Source organism: Microbispora rosea, assembly GCF_044460045.1.
In the GTDB taxonomy this organism is placed as follows: domain Bacteria; phylum Actinomycetota; class Actinomycetes; order Streptosporangiales; family Streptosporangiaceae; genus Microbispora; species Microbispora rosea.
In genome coordinates this window covers 107,648-122,594 of sequence record NZ_JBITJO010000007.1, presented here as the reverse complement: position 1 = coordinate 122,594, position 14,947 = coordinate 107,648, and the positions used below count along the sequence as shown (strand labels likewise).

At 71.5% G+C, this 14,947-nt stretch carries 15 protein-coding genes; 9 read left to right on the top strand and 6 right to left on the bottom strand.

Annotated elements, in window-relative coordinates:
- Positions 1-52: 52 nt before the first annotated feature.
- Together ACIBK1_RS28030 and ACIBK1_RS28025 are read left to right on the top strand one after the other, a co-directional pair.
- Positions 53-3,340, top strand: coding sequence for a BTAD domain-containing putative transcriptional regulator (locus tag ACIBK1_RS28030; RefSeq protein WP_396738709.1), 3,288 nt, complete (start codon positions 53-55; stop codon positions 3,338-3,340).
- A 31-nt stretch (positions 3,341-3,371) separates the two neighbouring features.
- Entirely contained in the window at positions 3,372-4,949 is a 1,578-nt protein-coding gene (locus ACIBK1_RS28025; protein WP_396738707.1) for a DHA2 family efflux MFS transporter permease subunit, read from the top strand.
- 65 nt (positions 4,950-5,014) lie between these two features.
- Here the strand turns inward: ACIBK1_RS28025 and ACIBK1_RS28020 are convergent, their stop codons facing one another.
- The 4 genes from ACIBK1_RS28020 to ACIBK1_RS28005 form a co-directional block, all read right to left on the bottom strand.
- Positions 5,015-5,512, bottom strand: a complete 498-nt coding sequence (locus ACIBK1_RS28020) for a DUF402 domain-containing protein (RefSeq protein WP_030510684.1) — start codon at positions 5,510-5,512, stop codon at positions 5,015-5,017.
- Between the two features lie 49 nt (positions 5,513-5,561).
- The gene (locus tag ACIBK1_RS28015; RefSeq protein ID WP_030510685.1) at positions 5,562-7,247 is read right to left on the bottom strand and encodes a ribonuclease J; all 1,686 of its coding nucleotides are present in this window, start codon (positions 7,245-7,247) and stop codon (positions 5,562-5,564) included.
- Positions 7,248-7,348: 101 nt separating this feature from the next.
- Positions 7,349-8,263 (bottom strand): 4-hydroxy-tetrahydrodipicolinate synthase, encoded by a 915-nt coding sequence (gene dapA, locus ACIBK1_RS28010; RefSeq protein WP_396738705.1) that lies wholly within the window; start codon positions 8,261-8,263, stop codon positions 7,349-7,351.
- 272 nt (positions 8,264-8,535) lie between these two features.
- Positions 8,536-8,748, bottom strand: coding sequence for a hypothetical protein (locus ACIBK1_RS28005; protein WP_231514081.1), 213 nt, complete (start codon positions 8,746-8,748; stop codon positions 8,536-8,538).
- A gap of 221 nt (positions 8,749-8,969) precedes the next feature.
- On the opposite strand from ACIBK1_RS28005, the gene ACIBK1_RS28000 reads away from it, so the two are divergent.
- The 6 genes from ACIBK1_RS28000 (at position 8,970) to ACIBK1_RS27975 (ending at position 12,718) form a co-directional block, all read left to right on the top strand.
- Positions 8,970-9,707 carry a GntR family transcriptional regulator gene (locus ACIBK1_RS28000; RefSeq protein ID WP_030510688.1) on the top strand — a complete coding sequence of 246 codons (738 nt, stop codon included), beginning with the start codon at positions 8,970-8,972 and terminating at the stop codon, positions 9,705-9,707.
- A 52-nt stretch (positions 9,708-9,759) separates the two neighbouring features.
- Entirely contained in the window at positions 9,760-10,437 is a 678-nt protein-coding gene (locus ACIBK1_RS27995; protein ID WP_030510689.1) for a JAB domain-containing protein, read from the top strand.
- Between the two features lie 94 nt (positions 10,438-10,531).
- Positions 10,532-11,011 carry a GntR family transcriptional regulator gene (locus ACIBK1_RS27990; protein WP_030510690.1) on the top strand — a complete coding sequence of 160 codons (480 nt, stop codon included), beginning with the start codon at positions 10,532-10,534 and terminating at the stop codon, positions 11,009-11,011.
- 139 nt (positions 11,012-11,150) lie between these two features.
- Positions 11,151-11,318 (top strand): RlpA-like double-psi beta-barrel domain-containing protein, encoded by a 168-nt coding sequence (locus ACIBK1_RS27985; RefSeq protein ID WP_197042819.1) that lies wholly within the window; start codon positions 11,151-11,153, stop codon positions 11,316-11,318.
- A 104-nt stretch (positions 11,319-11,422) separates the two neighbouring features.
- A complete protein-coding gene (locus ACIBK1_RS27980; protein ID WP_396738701.1) occupies positions 11,423-11,884 on the top strand; it encodes a hypothetical protein in 462 nt (153 codons plus the stop codon).
- 183 nt (positions 11,885-12,067) lie between these two features.
- The gene (locus tag ACIBK1_RS27975) at positions 12,068-12,718 is read left to right on the top strand and encodes a DUF2306 domain-containing protein (protein ID WP_030510693.1); all 651 of its coding nucleotides are present in this window, start codon (positions 12,068-12,070) and stop codon (positions 12,716-12,718) included.
- Here the strand turns inward: ACIBK1_RS27975 and ACIBK1_RS27970 are convergent.
- Positions 12,708-13,331 carry a DJ-1/PfpI family protein gene (locus tag ACIBK1_RS27970; protein WP_030510694.1) on the bottom strand — a complete coding sequence of 208 codons (624 nt, stop codon included), beginning with the start codon at positions 13,329-13,331 and terminating at the stop codon, positions 12,708-12,710. The two genes, ACIBK1_RS27975 and ACIBK1_RS27970, sit on opposite strands and share 11 nt — an antisense overlap.
- On the bottom strand, positions 13,328-14,302 hold the full coding sequence (locus ACIBK1_RS27965) for a GlxA family transcriptional regulator (RefSeq protein WP_396738699.1): 975 nt from the start codon (positions 14,300-14,302) through the stop codon (positions 13,328-13,330). Before ACIBK1_RS27965 ends, ACIBK1_RS27970 begins: the two co-directional genes overlap by 4 nt.
- 176 nt (positions 14,303-14,478) lie before the next feature.
- Here ACIBK1_RS27965 and ACIBK1_RS27960 point away from each other — a divergent pair, with 176 nt between their 5' ends.
- The gene (locus tag ACIBK1_RS27960; protein WP_396738697.1) at positions 14,479-14,913 is read left to right on the top strand and encodes an ester cyclase; all 435 of its coding nucleotides are present in this window, start codon (positions 14,479-14,481) and stop codon (positions 14,911-14,913) included.
- The last annotated feature ends 34 nt before the right edge of the window (positions 14,914-14,947 follow it).

Sequence of the window (14,947 nt, the reverse complement as noted above, 5' to 3'; positions counted from 1 at the left end):
CACACCACACACCGCTCCACACAGCGCCGCACGATGCGGGACAATCATGGGCATGCGGTTCGGCATCCTCGGCCCGACGGAGGCGCGGCCCGGCGGCGACCGTACGGTCCCGGTCGGCGGGCCGGGCCTGCGGGCGCTGCTCGGCCTGCTGCTCCTCAACGCGGGGCGGGTCGTCACCATCGACCGCCTGATCGACGGCCTCTACGGCGCCGAGCCGCCCGCCGGGGCGACCAACGCCCTGCAGGCCCAGGTGTCGCGGCTGCGCCAGCACCTCGCCAGCCTGGGCGACCTGGGCGACCTGATCGTACGGGAACCGGCCGGCTACCGGCTCGCGGTGGACCCGGACGAGGTGGACGCGCCGCGCTTCGAACGGCTGGCGGCCGAGGGACGGCGCGCGCTCGACGCGGGCGACCCCGCCCGGGCCGCCGGCCTGCTCGACCAGGCCCTCGCGCTGTGGCGCGGCCCGGCGCTCGCGGACGTGCCCGACGCGCCGTTCGCGCCCGCCCAGGCGGCCCGGCTGGAGGAGCTGCGCCTGTCGGCGGCCGAGGACCTCGCCGATGCGTGCCTCGCCCTCGGACGGCACCGCGACCTGCTGCCCGAGCTGCAGGAACGCGTCGCGGCGCACCCGCTGCGGGAGCGCTCGCGCGCGCAGCTCATGCGCGCGCTGTACGCGGCGGGCCGCCCCGCGGAGGCACTGGCCGTCTACGACGACGCCCGGCGGGTCCTCGCCGACGAACTGGGCGCCGACCCGTCGGCCGAGCTGGCGGCGATCCACCTCGCGGTGCTGCGCTCCGATCCGTCCCTCGCTCCCGCCTCCGCCGCGCCCGGCGGGCGGCCCGTCCCGCTCACCTCCCTCGTGGGCCGCGACGACGAGCTGGAGCGCATCGGCGCGCTGCTCGCCGAGGCCCGGCTGGTGACGCTCACCGGCCCGGGCGGCACCGGGAAGACTCGGCTGGCGGTCGAGGCGGCCGCCCGGTGGCCGGGCGAGGTCTGCCTCGTGGAACTGGCCCCGCTCACCGACGGCGCCGACGTGCCGCAGGCCGTGCTCGGCGCGCTCGGGCTGCGTGAGACCGCCGTGGCCATCCCCGTTCCCGGGACGCGGCAGGGCGCCGCCGATCCCGTCGCCCGCCTGGTGTCCGCCCTCACCCTGCGGCCGGTGCTGCTCGTGCTCGACAACTGCGAGCACGTCGTGGACGAGGCCGCCCGGCTCGCCGACCGGCTGCTCGCGGCGTGCCCCGCCCTGCGCGTGCTGGCCACGGGCCGGGAGGCGCTCGGGATCACCGGCGAGCGCCTGTGCCCGGTTCCCCCGCTGCGGGTCCCACCGCCCGGCAGTGAGCCCGCCGTCGAGGACGCGCTCGCCTACCCGGCCGTACGGCTGTTCGCCGAACGGGCGGCCGCCGTACGGCCCGGCATCGCCTTCGGCCCCGGCGACATCGAGCATGTGCTGCGGATCTGCCGGGCGCTGGACGGGCTGCCCCTCGCCGTCGAGCTGGCCGCCGCGCGGCTGCGTTCGCTGCCCCTGGCTCAGATCGCGGCCCGGCTGGGCAGCGACGACGGCGACCCCGCGGCGGAGGGCGACGCCCCGCGCTTCGCGCTGCTGTCGCGCGGCAGCCGTACGGCGCAGCCGCGCCACCGGACGCTGCGCGCGGTCGTCGAGTGGAGCTGGGACCTGCTCGACGAGCCGGAGCGCTCGCTCGCGCGACGCCTGACGGTCTTCGCGGGCGGCGCGACGCTGGAGGCGGCCGAACGGGTGTGCGGCCTGCCCGACACCGACGGCGTGCTCGCCTCCCTGGTGGACAAGTCCCTCGTCGAGGTGGTGGACGACCGCTACCGGATGCTGGCGACGATCCGGGCGTTCTGCGCCGAACGGCTCGCCGAGGCCGGCGAGAGCGAGCCCACGCGGCAGGCCCACCTCGCGTACCTGCTCGACCTGGCCGTGACGGCCGACCCGCACCTGCGCGGGCCCGGCCAGATCGAGTGGCTGCGCCGGCTGGACGGCGAGCGCGACAACCTGCAGGCCGCGCTGCGCCGCGCCGTACGCGCTGGTGACGTGCCGCCCGCGCTGCGGCTGCTGTCGGCCACGGCCGGCTACTGGCTGCTGCGCGGGCTGCGCGGCGAGGCCGCCCGGCTGGCCGCCGAACTGCTGGTCGGAACCGGCGCCACACCACCGGAGGGGCTGGAGGAGGAGCACGTCGTGTGCGCCTGCCTCGTCGCCTGGGGCGGGACGAGCGGCCCCGTCGTCGACGCGCTGGTGGCCGAGGCCGCCCGCCGGACCTACACGCTGCCCATGCCGCCCCGCCAGCCGTTCCTCCTCGTGCTGCACGCGATGATCAGCGGTCCTCCCGCCAGGGAGGAGCTCCACCGGCTGGAGGACCTGTTCCGGGCGCTCGACCGCGACTCGTGGACGCGGATACTCAGCCGGTTCAGCCTCTCCTATCTCAAGACGTTCGACGGCCGGCTCGACGAGGCCGAGCAGGAGCTCACCGGCGCGCTCCGGGACGCCCGCGCCACCGGGGACGTGTGGCTCCGGGTGATGGTGTTGTCCGCGATGGCGGACGTCGCCGACCGGCGGGGACATCTCGAACGGGTCGAGGCGCTGACCAACGAGGCGCTCGACCTGGCCGAGCGGCTGGGCGCCACGGCGGACCTCGCCGAGACCCTCTGCCGGCGTGCCTGGGCCCGGATGCGTTCCGGAGACACGGACTCCGCGAGGGCCGACTTCGAGCGGGCCGCCGAGCTGTCCCGGCGTACGGGCGCCCCGGAGACCCTCGCGACGGCGCTCCTCGGGCTCGGCGAGCTCGCCCGGCTCGGCGGTGACCTGCCCGAGGCCCGGCGGTGGTACGAGACGGCCCTGGCGGAATGCACGGCCGAGTGGTTCAACGCCGAGGAGACGCGCTCGCACGTCTACCTCGCGCTCGGCTGGGCCGCGCAGATGTCGGGCGAGGCCGCCGAGGCACTGGCGTGGCACCGCCGTGCCCTCACCACCGGCCTCGGCACCCGCAGCCTCACCATGAGCGCCGCGGTCGCGGAGGGCGTCGCCGGCGTCGCGGTGCTGGAGGAGGCCCCCGAGCGGGCCGCCTGGCTGCTGGGCGTCGGCGCCGCGCTGCGCGGGGCTCCCGCCGCCCGCGACCCGGACGTCGCCCGGATCGAGGCGCGCTGCCGGACCGCCCTCGGCGACGACGCCTTCGACCGGGCGTACGCCGAGGCCGAGGCGTTCACCCGGCAGCGAGTGCCGGTCACGCAGGGTCTCGCAGGGGGTCTCGCAGGGGGCATCGCGGAGGGCACGGAGACGGCGGCGCTGACGGTCATCGAAGGGCACCTGTCAGCGCTCGGTGGGTGATCCGTCAGCGCCCCGGCGCACGCTGACGGCCATGAACGACACCTCCCGCAAGTGGGGCACGCTGGTCGTCGCCTGCCTGGCCATGCTCCTGCTGTCCCTCGACCTCACCGTGCTGCACCTCGCCCTGCCGAAGCTCGGCGAGGACCTGGCGCCCTCGGCCACCCAGCTGCTGTGGATCGCCGACATCTACGGCTTCGCGCTGGCCGCGCTGCTCGTGACCATGGGCAACCTCGGCGACCGGATCGGGCGCAGGCGGCTGCTGCTCGTCGGCCTGGCCGCCTTCGGCGCGACCTCGGTGCTGACGGCGTACGCGCCGAACGCCCCGCTGCTGATCGCCGCCCGCGCGCTCCTCGGCGTGGCCGGCGCGACGATCATGCCCTCGACGCTGTCGCTGGTCCGCAACGTGTTCCCCGACCCGAAGGAGCGGACCACCGCGGTCGGCATCTGGAGCAGCGTGGGCGCGGTCGGGTTCGCCCTCGGGCCCATCGTCGGCGGCCTGCTGCTCGACCACTTCTGGTGGGGCTCGGTCTTCCTGATCAATGTGCCCGTCGTCGCGGCCGTCCTGGTCGCCGGGTTCGTCGTGCTGCCCGAGTCGCGCAACCCCCGCCCCGGCAGGCTCGACCTCCTCAGCGTCCCGCTGTCCGCCGTGGGCGTGCTCGGCCTGATCTACGCGATGAAGGAGGCCACGAGCGGAGGCATCACCCAGCCGTCCGTGATCGCCGCAGCGGTGATCGCGGTCGCCGCGCTGGTCGTGTTCGTCCGCAGGCAGACCCGGCTGGCCGAACCGCTGATCGACGTGGCGCTGTTCCGGCGGCGCGCGTTCGTGGCCACGGTCGGCGCCGAGCTGATCGCGGTCTTCGCGATGCTCGCCATGTCGGTGGTCTTCGCGCAGTACTTCCAGCTCGTCATGGGCTGGTCGCCGCTGACCGCCGGGCTCGCCGGCATGCCGGGCGGCCTCGCCGGGGGCGTCGGCGGCGCGCTGTCCGGAGTGCTCGTGCACCGGTGGGGCCGCGGGCCGGTCGTCAGCCTCGGGCTGGTGCTGACCGCGATCGGGTTCATCCTGTTCAGCCGGATCGATATGGAGACGCCCTATCTCTACATGCTGGTCGCCATGATCATCCAGGGCGTCGGGATGGGCTTCATGTTCGCGGTGACCGGCGACACGCTGCTCGCCTCGGTGCCCAAGGAGCGGGCCGGGGCGGCGAGCGCGATCTCGGAGACCGCCCACGAGATGGGCGGCGCGCTCGGCATCGCCGTGCTCGGCACCGTGCTGACCAGCGTCTACCGGAACGGCCTGGTGCTTCCGCCCGGCCTGCCCGGCGGACCCGCGGCCGAGGCCCGCGACACGCTCGCGGGCGCACTCAAGGTCGCCGCCACGCTCCCGGGCGACGCCGCGGGGGCCGTCGTCCGGGCTGCCCGTCAGGCGTTCGTCGAGGGCATCCACGTCACCGTGCTGACCGGCGCGGCCATCCTGCTCGTGCTCGCGGTCGCCGTGCCGTTCGCGCTGCGCGGCGTGCCCAAGGTGATCCCTGAGACCGGAGAAGAGGAGACCGGGGAAGAGGAGACCGGCGGGCAGGAGCCCGCCGAGGGCGTGGTCACGGCCCGCTGAGGCGCAGGCCGCTAACGCCTTGGGCGTCCCCGCCCACGCCGTGGGCGCCCGCCGGACGAGGCCGATCACGTCACGAGGGACATCCAGCGGTCGTGGGCACCACCGAAGGGGCCGGTCCGGCCGCCGACGGCCTTCATCAGCCAGGCGGCGGACCGCTCCGCCTGGCGGACGATCTCCTCCGGGTACGCGTACCGCACCTGGTGGACGGCGAACTCGTCCTCGTCGTCCAGGATCAGCCGGCCGTCGCGCATCCGCAGCACGTCGAGGTCGAGGTCGGCCATCGTGATCCGGCCGTCGCCGCAGACGGGCACCGTGGTGACGTCACAGTAGATCGCGCACCTGTTCGGCCGGGCGTTGAACGTGGCCGTCCACCACGCGTTCCGGGGGAACAGCATCACGAAAGGGTCCGGCCAGACCACAGGCGGCTCGCTCCCCCGGCGGCCGGTGGTGCCCCCGGGACAGCCGGTCCAGACGCCGTGCTCGTCCTCGCCCAGCACCCGCGCGTACTGGTGCCAGTGCAGCGACCCGCCGTACTTGCGGTAGATGATCCTCACCTCGGACACGGGCGGGACGCTACGCCACGCCCGTCTCCGAGTACAACGGGATTACCGGTCAGACCTCGACGACCACCGGGATGATCATCGGGCGGCGGCGGTAGGTGTCGCTCACCCAGCGCCCCACCGTGCGTCTGATGGTCCGGCGGATCTGCATCTCGTCCGCCACTCCGGACGCGGCGACCTCCTGCAGCGCGGCCTCGATCTGCGGGACGACCGCGTCGAACGCGTCGGGGTCGATACCCGAGCCGCGCGCGGTGATCTCCGGTCCGCCGGTGAGCTTCCCGGTGGTGGAGTCCACCACGACGACGATGGAGATGAACCCCTCGTCGCCCAGGATCCGCCGGTCCTTGAGCGCCACATCGGTGATGTCGCCCACCGAGGTGCCGTCGACGAAGACGTACCCGCACGGGACCGCGCCGGTGATCCTCGCCTGGCCGTCGACGAGGTCCACGACCACGCCGTCCTCGGCGATCACGATGTTCTCCCGGGGAACGCCGGTCAGCTCGGCGAGCCCGGCGTGCGCCCGCAGGTGCCGCCACTCCCCGTGCACGGGCATGAAGTTGGACGGCTTGGTGAGGTTGAGCACGTACAGCAGCTCGCCCGCGGCGGCGTGGCCGGAGACGTGCACCCGCGCGTTGCCCTTGTGGATCACCCGCGCGCCCCAGCGGTTGAGGCCGTTGATGACCTTGCTGACCGCCGTCTCGTTGCCCGGCACGAGCGACGAGGCGAGCAGGACGGTGTCGCCCTCGGCGATCCTGATCGGGTGGTCGCGGTTGGCCATGCGCGACAGCGCCGCCATCGGCTCGCCCTGGGAGCCGGTGCAGATCAGCACCACGTCCTCCGGCGGCCACTCCTCGATCTCCCGGGAGTCCACGAGCAGGCCGCCGGGCACCTTCAGGTAGCCCAGTTCGCGTGCCACGCCCATGTTGCGCACCATCGACCTGCCGATGAGCGCGACCTTGCGGCCGTGCTTCTCGGCCGCGTCCATGATCTGCTGGACGCGGTGGATGTGCGAGGCGAAGCTCGCCACGATGATCCGCTTGGTCGCGCTGCGGAAGACGTCGTCGATGACCGGCGCGATCTCCCGCTCGCTGGTGACGAAGCCCGGCACCTCCGAGTTGGTGGAGTCGGACATCAGCAGGTCGACGCCCTCGGCCCCGAGGCGGGCGAACGCCCCGAGGTCGGTCAGCCGCCCGTCCAGCGGGAGCTGGTCCATCTTGAAGTCGCCGGTGTGCAGGACGAGGCCCGCCGGGGTGCGGATCGCCACGGCCAGCGCGTCGGGGATCGAGTGGTTGACCGAGACGAACTCGCACTCGAACGGTCCGAACGTGCGCCGCTCGCCCTCGATCACCTCGACCTTGACCGGCTGCATCCGGTGCTCGGTCAGCTTGCTCTCGATGAGCCCGAGCGTCAGCCGCGAGCCGACGACCGGGATGTCGCGCCGCTCCCGCAGCAGGTACGGCACCGCACCGATGTGGTCCTCGTGGGCGTGCGTGAGCACGAGCGCCTCGATGTCGTCGAGCCGCCCTCGTATGTAGTCGAAGTCGGGCAGGATGAGATCGACGCCCGGCTGGTCGGGCTCGGGGAACAGCACGCCGCAGTCCACCACGAGCAGGCGGCCGTCGTACTCGAACACCGCCATGTTGCGGCCGATCTCGCCGAGGCCGCCCAGCGCGACGATGCGCAGGCCGTTTTCCGGCAGCGCGGGAGGGGACCCGAGTTCGGGATGCGGATGACTCATTCCGCGCCCTCCGCCCCGAGCCGCTCGCCGTGCGCGCTCACACGCAGTTCCCTATCTTCGTTCCTTCTGGTCAAGTCGCTCATTCGGCTCCATCTGTTGATCTAATCCACAAGCTTGAGGCCCCCCGTGATGAGGTCCTCACGAAGCGCTGCGATCTGCCCCTCCGTGGCGTCCACGAGCGGCGGCCGGACGTATCCCGCGTCCTGACCCACCAGCTTCAACGCCGCCTTGACCATGATCGCCCCCTGGGTGCGCGTCATGATCGCCGAGACCACCGGAAGGAGCTGCCGGTGGACGGCCAGTGCGTTCTCGACATCACCGGACCGGTAGGAGTCGACCATCGAGGCCAGCTCGGCGCCCACCACGTGGCCCACCACGCTGACGTACCCGGCCGCGCCGACGGAGAGCCACGGCAGGTTCAGCAGGTCGTCGCCCGAGTAGAACACGAGGTCAGTGGAGGCCATCACCTGCGAGCCCGCGAACAGGTCGCCCTTGGCGTCCTTGACGGCGGCGATGCGCGGGTGCTCGGCCAGCCGGAACAGGGTCTCGATCGCGATCGGAACCCCGGCGCGGCCCGGGATGTCGTACAGCATCACCGGCAGGCCGGTCACGTCGGCGACGGCCGTGAAGTGCCGGAGCAGGCCCTCCTGCGGCGGTTTGTTGTAGTAAGGGGTCACCACCAGGAGACCGTGCGCACCGGCGCGCTCGGCGGCCTCGGCCAGCTCGACGCTGTGCCGCGTGTCGTTGGTGCCGGCGCCGGCCACGACGGTGGCCCGGTCGCCCACGGCCTCGACGACCGCGCGGAGGATCCGGTCCTTCTCCTCGTCGGAGGTGGTGGGGGACTCCCCTGTGGTGCCGCTGACGATCAGGCCGTCGTTGCGCTGCTCGTCCACGAGATAGGCCGCGAGCCGCTGGACGCCCTCGTAGTCGACGGCGCCGTCAGAAGTGAACGGTGTGACCATCGCGGTCAGCGTGCGGCCGAAGGGGGCGTCGGAGGTTCCAGTAGGCGATGCCATAGACCGAACGGTACCCGGATCCGCAGGAGTGATGGACCTCGCCACCCCGTTATGTCCAGTACCGCCCCGCAGGCGGTGCCGACAGCGGAAGAGGCCGCCGATATGTGCTCGGGGGTACACACATCAGCGACCTCTAACCGAGAATCGCCGCGTCTTACGCGGACGTTACACACCACTGCGAACTTTTTCCGGAAGGCCGCGAACGGCGGTGCCTGCACCCCCTCGGTGGTCTTCGGGGGGAGATGACAGGACTCGGCGGAAACGCGGGTAGATCAGTGGACCTCGCCCGAGAGGAGCCTCACCCACAGCTCCTCCATGCGCGTGGCGACGAGCCGCTCGGTCTCGCGGATCTCCACCTCCTTGCCCCGTGTCGTCCGCCGGATGAACAACAGCCCGCCCGCAGCGCACAGCTCGTAGATCGTCGCCTTGCACTCACACGTGTGGCGGCGTACCCGTACGCGATCGCTGCGGTTGGTGGGCTTCATCCAGTTGAGCCTCTGGTGCCCGTCCCGCGGAGGGCTGGCATGGATACCGTGATAGGGCGCCGGGAGGGGAATATCAGCACCTGGCCGCTTAGCGGCACAATCACCCATTAGCAGCCCTTTCACCAGGCAAAGTTGGAGTCACAGGCCATCCCCGTCACTCTCGGTCGCCCGACGGATACGCCAAGATTTGGAGGACCCGTCACCCCCTCAGGGATGGATTGATGGCAAACTCTGATCCGGTCTACCTGCGCGTAGTCGAGGACATTCGCCGCCAGATCGTCGACGGCACGCTCCCTCCTGGCGCACCGATCCCCTCGCGGCACCAGATCACCCGGAAGTACAGCGTCGGAGAGACGGCCGCCCGCCACGCGCTGCGCGTGCTCGCCCAGGAGGGCCTCATCATCGGCCGGGTGGGCTCCGGGCACCGGGTGCGGGAGAAACCGATCCTGCTCCCGCTCCACCGCAGCCGCCTCCCCGAACCGCACGCCGCCTTCGCGAGCGACATGCAGGCGGGCGGGCGACAACCCAGCTGGAGCTGGCGCAGCGAGCTCGCCGACGCCCCTCCCGACATCGCCCGCCGCCTGCGCGTCGGGGAATGCAGCCCGGTGATCAGAACCCGCTACGTCTTCCGCGGGGACGGCCGCCCGGTGCAGTTGCTCACCTCGTACGAACCGGTCGAGCCCGGGCAGAGCCAGGCGCCCGAGGAGGGCACGTACGAACGCAGGAGCGCGGCCTTCCGGCTCGCGGCGAGCGGCCTGCCGGTCACCGAGATCAGCGAGACCGTGCTCATCCGTGTTCCCCAGCCGACCGAGAGCGACCTGCTCGAGCTGCCCGCCGGCGTCCAGGTGCTCCAGATCGAGCGCACCTACTGGGCCGGCGAGCGCCCGGTCGAGACCAGCGACGCCGTGGTGCCCGGCGACAGATTCCGGCTGGTCTACGGCATTCCCAGCCTCCTCTGACTGTCGGTGCCCACTGGTACAACCGATCCGGATCCCCCATCCGGAGGTGCCGATGCGCGTCAAGGACATGCCCCTGGCCGACCAGCCGCGTGAGCGGCTGCTGGCGTCGGGAGCCGCCGCACTCGCCGACAGGGAGTTGCTCGCCCTGCTGCTGGGCTCGGGCAGCAGGGGCGTGAGCGCCGTCGAACTCGCCTCCCAGCTCATCGCCCACTGCGGCGATCTCGGGGAGCTGGCCCGCTCCGAGGCCCACCGGCTGCTCGCCGTCCCCGGCGTGGGCCCCGCCAAGGCCGCCCGCGTGGCGGCCGCGTTCCACCTCGTGCGGCGGGCCCAGGCGGAGCCGGAGCGAAGCCGGATCACCTGCTCGGCCGACATCGCTTCGGCTGCCGCTCCCCTGCTGCACGGACAGCCGCGCGAGCGGCTCGTCGTGGTCGTGTGCGACGGCCGCGGCGCCGTGCTGCGCCGGACCGTGGTCACCGAGGGCGGCAGCGACCACACCCCCGCGCCCGTCCGCGACATCGTCACGACCGTCCTCCTCTCCGGCGGGGCCGCCTTCGGCCTCGCCCACAACCACCCGAGCGGATCGCTCGACCCCAGCCCCGCCGACGTCGAGGTCACGGCCCGCCTCCACGAGGCCGCCGACACCGTCGGCCTCCGCTTCCTCGACCACGTGATCGTCACCGACACCGCCTGGCGCCGGATCGCGCCTGACGGCCCATTTGACGGCCCGTAGACCATATTAGCTATAGCGGTCTACTGCTCCTATACATTGCGGCAGATGTTGTCTGCTTTGTAGATGGACGTCCGGTTTCGTCTATCATTCCCTCATGATTGATCGCGAGGGTCCGGTGCCGATCTACAAACAGATCGCCGAGATCATCCGTGAGCAGATCGATCACGGGGAGCTGGAGCCGGGTGACGCCGTCCCGAGTGAGACGGAACTGGAAGCCGAATACGGCATCGCCCGACTGACGGCGCGACGCGTCACCCGGGAACTTCGCGAGCAGGGCCTCGTCTACACCGTCCAGGGCGAAGGAACATTTGTCGGCCAGCCGGGCACTCCACGGTCAGCCGAAAGGACGCCGGTCTACCAACGCATAGCGGCCGAGATCCTGGAGCAGATCCGCAGCGGAGATCTCGTGCCCAATCGGCGCATCCCGCCGGAGAAGGCACTGATGAAGCAGTACGGCGTCGCCAAGGCCACCGCCCGCAACGCCGTGGATTTCCTTCGCAAGCAGGGATGGGTGTTCACCGTCCCGCATCGCGGCACTTATGTATCCCCCCAAGAGGACTGGCCGGGAAGCTGACCTATCCACAGCTTGCTCGCCGAGGCGAACGCGGAACCGCCGCGATGTCTACCGTGAGCTCGCGCTACCCCGACGCCGTCGCAGCGATAGATGATGCTCAGGTCCTCCGCGCGCGTGTCTGGCGCTCTGCAAGCAGGCAGTGCTGATCACTTACGGCGGCAAGAGCATCCAGGTGCCGATCAGAGACCTCTGTCCCGGCTGCGCGGCCAACCGCCTCGACCTGAGCCGTCCCGCCTTCGCGCAGTTCGCGAACCCGGATGCCGTACCGCGCCTGACCGCCGTCTCATGGCAGTTCACATCCGTCTGAACGTCCTGGCGCGTACCGATCGGAAGGACAGCCGCAAGACTCGGACACAGAGAGATCGTTATTTCACTGTGCGTGATCGCTCCGACGTCCCTATCCTGTCGGGCATGCCACAGACCGAGGAACGCATCAACGCCATAGAGCGGGAAATCACCGGCATCAGGAGCGATGTCCGACTGCAGAACGCCATGCTGATCAAGTGCGGTGAGCAGATGAGCGATCTGCGCACGGGTCAGCACGAGCTGCGGAAGGGGCAGGAAGAGCTCCTCACCATCACGACCGACCTGCGCGCGGGGCAGGAAGAGCTCCTCACCATCACGACCGACCTGCGCGCGGGGCAGGAAGAGCTCCGCGCCACCACAGCCGACCTCCGCGCGGGGCAGGAAGAGCTCCGCACCACCACAGCCGACCTCCGGGCCGGACAGGAGGAGATGCGCGAGACGTTGGAGGAGTTCCGCTCCGCGTTCTCCGTCGTACTCGACGAGGTCCGGCAGCAGAAGGCCTGGCGGGAGGAGTTCTCCGACAAGGTCGCTCATGTGATCGCCAAGAGCGAGGGCCTCGACGCGTAGCCACGCACGTCGGGCGACTCCCCAATCCCCCTCCGCGCTTCCTCGGGCATGAGGGGAGTCGCCTGACGAGGCCCATCACACGGTGGCACCTTTCAACGACACAGCCCGTACGTCAAATTGCGTACGCGTACAGCCACCCGGGGGTGGACGCCGGGGGCAGATCGCGCCTGCCAGGCTGCGGTCATGCGGAGACGTACGGCTTGGCTGCTGTTGATCGTGGCGGTTGTCGCCACCTCGGTGCTCGTCTATCCCTACCTGGGCCTTGACGCAGACGACAGCCGCCTCGATGTGCGTGACAGCCTGCACTACTACGTTCTGGTCGGTCATATCTGGACCGCCGCGGTGGCGCTCGTACTCGGCTCCCTGCAGTTCATGCCCGCGGTGCGGGCGCGCGGGCGGATCCACCGGACCCTCGGCCGGGTCTATCTCCTCGCCGGGGTGCTGCCGTCCGCGGCGGCCACGATCCCGGTCGCGCTGTGGTCGGGCCGACTCATGACGCAGATCGGCCTCACGACCGCGGCCGTCCTGTGGCTGATCACCGGTGGCCTCGCGTATCGGGCCGCCCGCCGGCGCGACTTCGACAGTCACCGCGACTGGATGATGCGCAACTACGCCCTGACGTTCCTCGCCGTCACCGCGCGCGTCCTCGTGCCCCTGCTCCTGCTGGTCCAGATCCCTTTCCGCGGAGCCGACCCGGGATCGATGGGAGAGCTCGCGACCTCGCTGATCCCGATCGGCCAGACGCTGGGCTGGATCGTCAACCTGGTCGTGGTCGAGACCATCATCAGGAGGCGCCTGTCCGAAGCCCGCCGGATGGAACGGCTCAGCCGATGAGGGCCATCGCCTTGTCGCTCAGGCCCGCCGGAGCGGTCTTCGGGTTGCCGGCGGCGAAGGGCGGCCGCGGGTCGTACTCGATCGCGAGCTGCACGGCCTGCGCCGTCTCCTCGTCGCGCATCTCGGCGAGCAGCGTCAGGGCCATGTCGATGCCGGAGGACACACCCGCCGCCGTCACGACCTTGCCGTCGATCACCACGCGTTCGCTGACCGGCTCGGCGCCGAATCCGGCGAGCTGGTCGAGCCATCCCCAGTGGGTCGTCGCCCTGCGGCCCTTCAGCAGCCCCGCCGCGCCCAGCAGGAACGAGCCGCTGCACACCGAGGTCGTCCACCGGGCGCCCTCGTGGGCCCGCGCGATCCAGCCGAGCAACTCCGTGTCGGACAGCGCCTCGATCGTCCCGGGTCCTCCCGGCACGACGACCACGTCCGGCGCGGGCAGGTCGCCGTACGACGCGGTGGCCGCGAGACTCAGGCTCCCCCGGTCGTCGAGCACGGGCCCGGGCTCGGCCGCGACGAACGTGACCGTGCAGCCCGGCGCGAAGGCGAGCACCGTGTAAGGCCCGACGGCGTCGAGCGCGGTGAACCGGGGATAGAGGGGGATCGCGATGTTCATGATCTGCTGCCTTCCTTCGATCGGAACCGGCGGCGGTAGTCGCCTGGTGAGACACGCCAATGGCGGCGGAAGACCCGATAGAGGGTCCCGGGAACGCCGAGCCCCGACTCCCTGGCCACCCGGTCCAGGGGGTGGCCGGTGGTCTCCAGCAGCCGCCGGGCGGCGTCGGCCCTGCTGCGTTCGACGTACCTGCCGGGTGAGACCCCGGTCTGCTCGGTGAAGACGCGGGAGAAGTGCCGCTCGCTCATCCCGGCCCGCCGGGCGAGCGCGGGCACGCTCAGGTCCTCGGCCGGGTTGGCGTCGATGAACGCCTGGATCTCGCGCAGCGGCTCGGCACGCGGGACGGCGGCCCGCATGGGGGCGCTGAACTGGCTCTGCCCACCCGGCCTGTGCAGGTACACCACGAGCCCGCGGGCGACGTTCCGGGCGAGCGTGTGGCCGTGGTCGTCGGCCACGAGCGCCAGGGCGAGATCCACTCCCGAGCTGACCCCGGCCGAGGTCCAGACGTTCCCGTCGCGGATGTAGATGGGATCGGCGTCCACCTCGACGTCCGGGTAGCGGTCGGCGAGTTCGCCCGCGACCAGCCAGTGGGTGGTCGCGCGCCTGCCGTCGAGTAGCCCGGCCTCGGCGAGGAGGAAGCTCCCGTTGCAGACGGAGGCGACGCGCCGGGCCCCGTCGGCCAGCCGGGTGATGCCCGCGACCAGCTCACGATCGCGCAGGTGCTCCGGCACCGACAGCCCGCCCACGACCAGCAGCGTGTCCATCGCCCCCTCGACCTCGCCCAGCGCGGTCTCCGCGAGGGTCGCGATCCCGTTGTGCGCCGGTACGGCTCCGGCGCGCACGGCCGTCACCTCAAGCCGGTAGCCGGCCTCGGGCACGAGCAGGTTCGCCGTGCTGAAGACGTCGGCCGGTCCGGCGAGGTCGAACATCTGGAAGCCGTCGAAGATGACGATGACCACGCGCCGCTGCATGCCCTCCATGCTTGCGACCAGGGCTTCGTGGCGTCAACGACACAGACATTGCAGATTAAGCCATCAGCGCGAGCGTCAACCCAGCCGAAAGACCCGGTAACGAAGCCCTTGTTAGATTGGGTGGTAGCCCCCCGGCGCCCGCCTGATGCCGAAGCGTCGAGGAGATGGCCTGGACGATGTCGAGCGCTCGAGAACTCAAGGACAGACTCTTCACGGCGATCAACCACCACGACCTCTACGACGTGCTGGACTGCTACGCGCCCGACGCCGTGTACGTCAGCCCCGCGGGCGTCGCGGAAGGCCGTGAGCAGATCGCCTGGATCTATGAGGGCCTCTGCAAGGTCTTCCCCGACATCTGCTACACCCCCTGGTACAAGGCCCCCTGCGTGGACCCCGCCTTCACCGAGTACACGATGACCGGCACGCACAGGGGCCCGCTCCTGCTTCCGGGCGGCCGGGTGGCGGCCCCGACGGGCCGTCGCATAACGGTGCGGGGCAGTTGTGCCTGCGCGGTCGAGCACGGAAAGATCACCACGGATCGGGACTACTACGACCAGCTGGAGCTCTACTCCCAGCTCGGCATCAGCCTCGAACCACCGCCGGGATCCTGACGGGCGCGGCAGGGACCGCCGCACACGCGTACCT

Excerpts from the sequence above, each read along its gene's own strand:
- ACIBK1_RS27980 (WP_396738701.1), top strand. The coding sequence starts at position 11,423 with ATGCCACAGACCGAGGAACGCATCAACGCCATAGAGCGGGAAATCACC.
- ACIBK1_RS28015 (WP_030510685.1), bottom strand. The coding sequence starts at position 7,247 with ATGAGTCATCCGCATCCCGAACTCGGGTCCCCTCCCGCGCTGCCGGAA.
- ACIBK1_RS28000 (WP_030510688.1), top strand. The coding sequence starts at position 8,970 with ATGGCAAACTCTGATCCGGTCTACCTGCGCGTAGTCGAGGACATTCGC.
- dapA (WP_396738705.1), bottom strand. The coding sequence starts at position 8,263 with ATGGCATCGCCTACTGGAACCTCCGACGCCCCCTTCGGCCGCACGCTG.
- ACIBK1_RS28005 (WP_231514081.1), bottom strand. The coding sequence starts at position 8,748 with ATGAAGCCCACCAACCGCAGCGATCGCGTACGGGTACGCCGCCACACG.
- ACIBK1_RS27995 (WP_030510689.1), top strand. The coding sequence starts at position 9,760 with ATGCGCGTCAAGGACATGCCCCTGGCCGACCAGCCGCGTGAGCGGCTG.
- ACIBK1_RS27970 (WP_030510694.1), bottom strand. The coding sequence starts at position 13,331 with ATGAACATCGCGATCCCCCTCTATCCCCGGTTCACCGCGCTCGACGCC.
- ACIBK1_RS27990 (WP_030510690.1), top strand. The coding sequence starts at position 10,532 with ATGATTGATCGCGAGGGTCCGGTGCCGATCTACAAACAGATCGCCGAG.
- ACIBK1_RS27960 (WP_396738697.1), top strand. The coding sequence starts at position 14,479 with ATGTCGAGCGCTCGAGAACTCAAGGACAGACTCTTCACGGCGATCAAC.
- ACIBK1_RS27975 (WP_030510693.1), top strand. The coding sequence starts at position 12,068 with ATGCGGAGACGTACGGCTTGGCTGCTGTTGATCGTGGCGGTTGTCGCC.
- ACIBK1_RS28025 (WP_396738707.1), top strand. The coding sequence starts at position 3,372 with ATGAACGACACCTCCCGCAAGTGGGGCACGCTGGTCGTCGCCTGCCTG.
- ACIBK1_RS28030 (WP_396738709.1), top strand. The coding sequence starts at position 53 with ATGCGGTTCGGCATCCTCGGCCCGACGGAGGCGCGGCCCGGCGGCGAC.
- ACIBK1_RS27965 (WP_396738699.1), bottom strand. The coding sequence starts at position 14,302 with ATGCAGCGGCGCGTGGTCATCGTCATCTTCGACGGCTTCCAGATGTTC.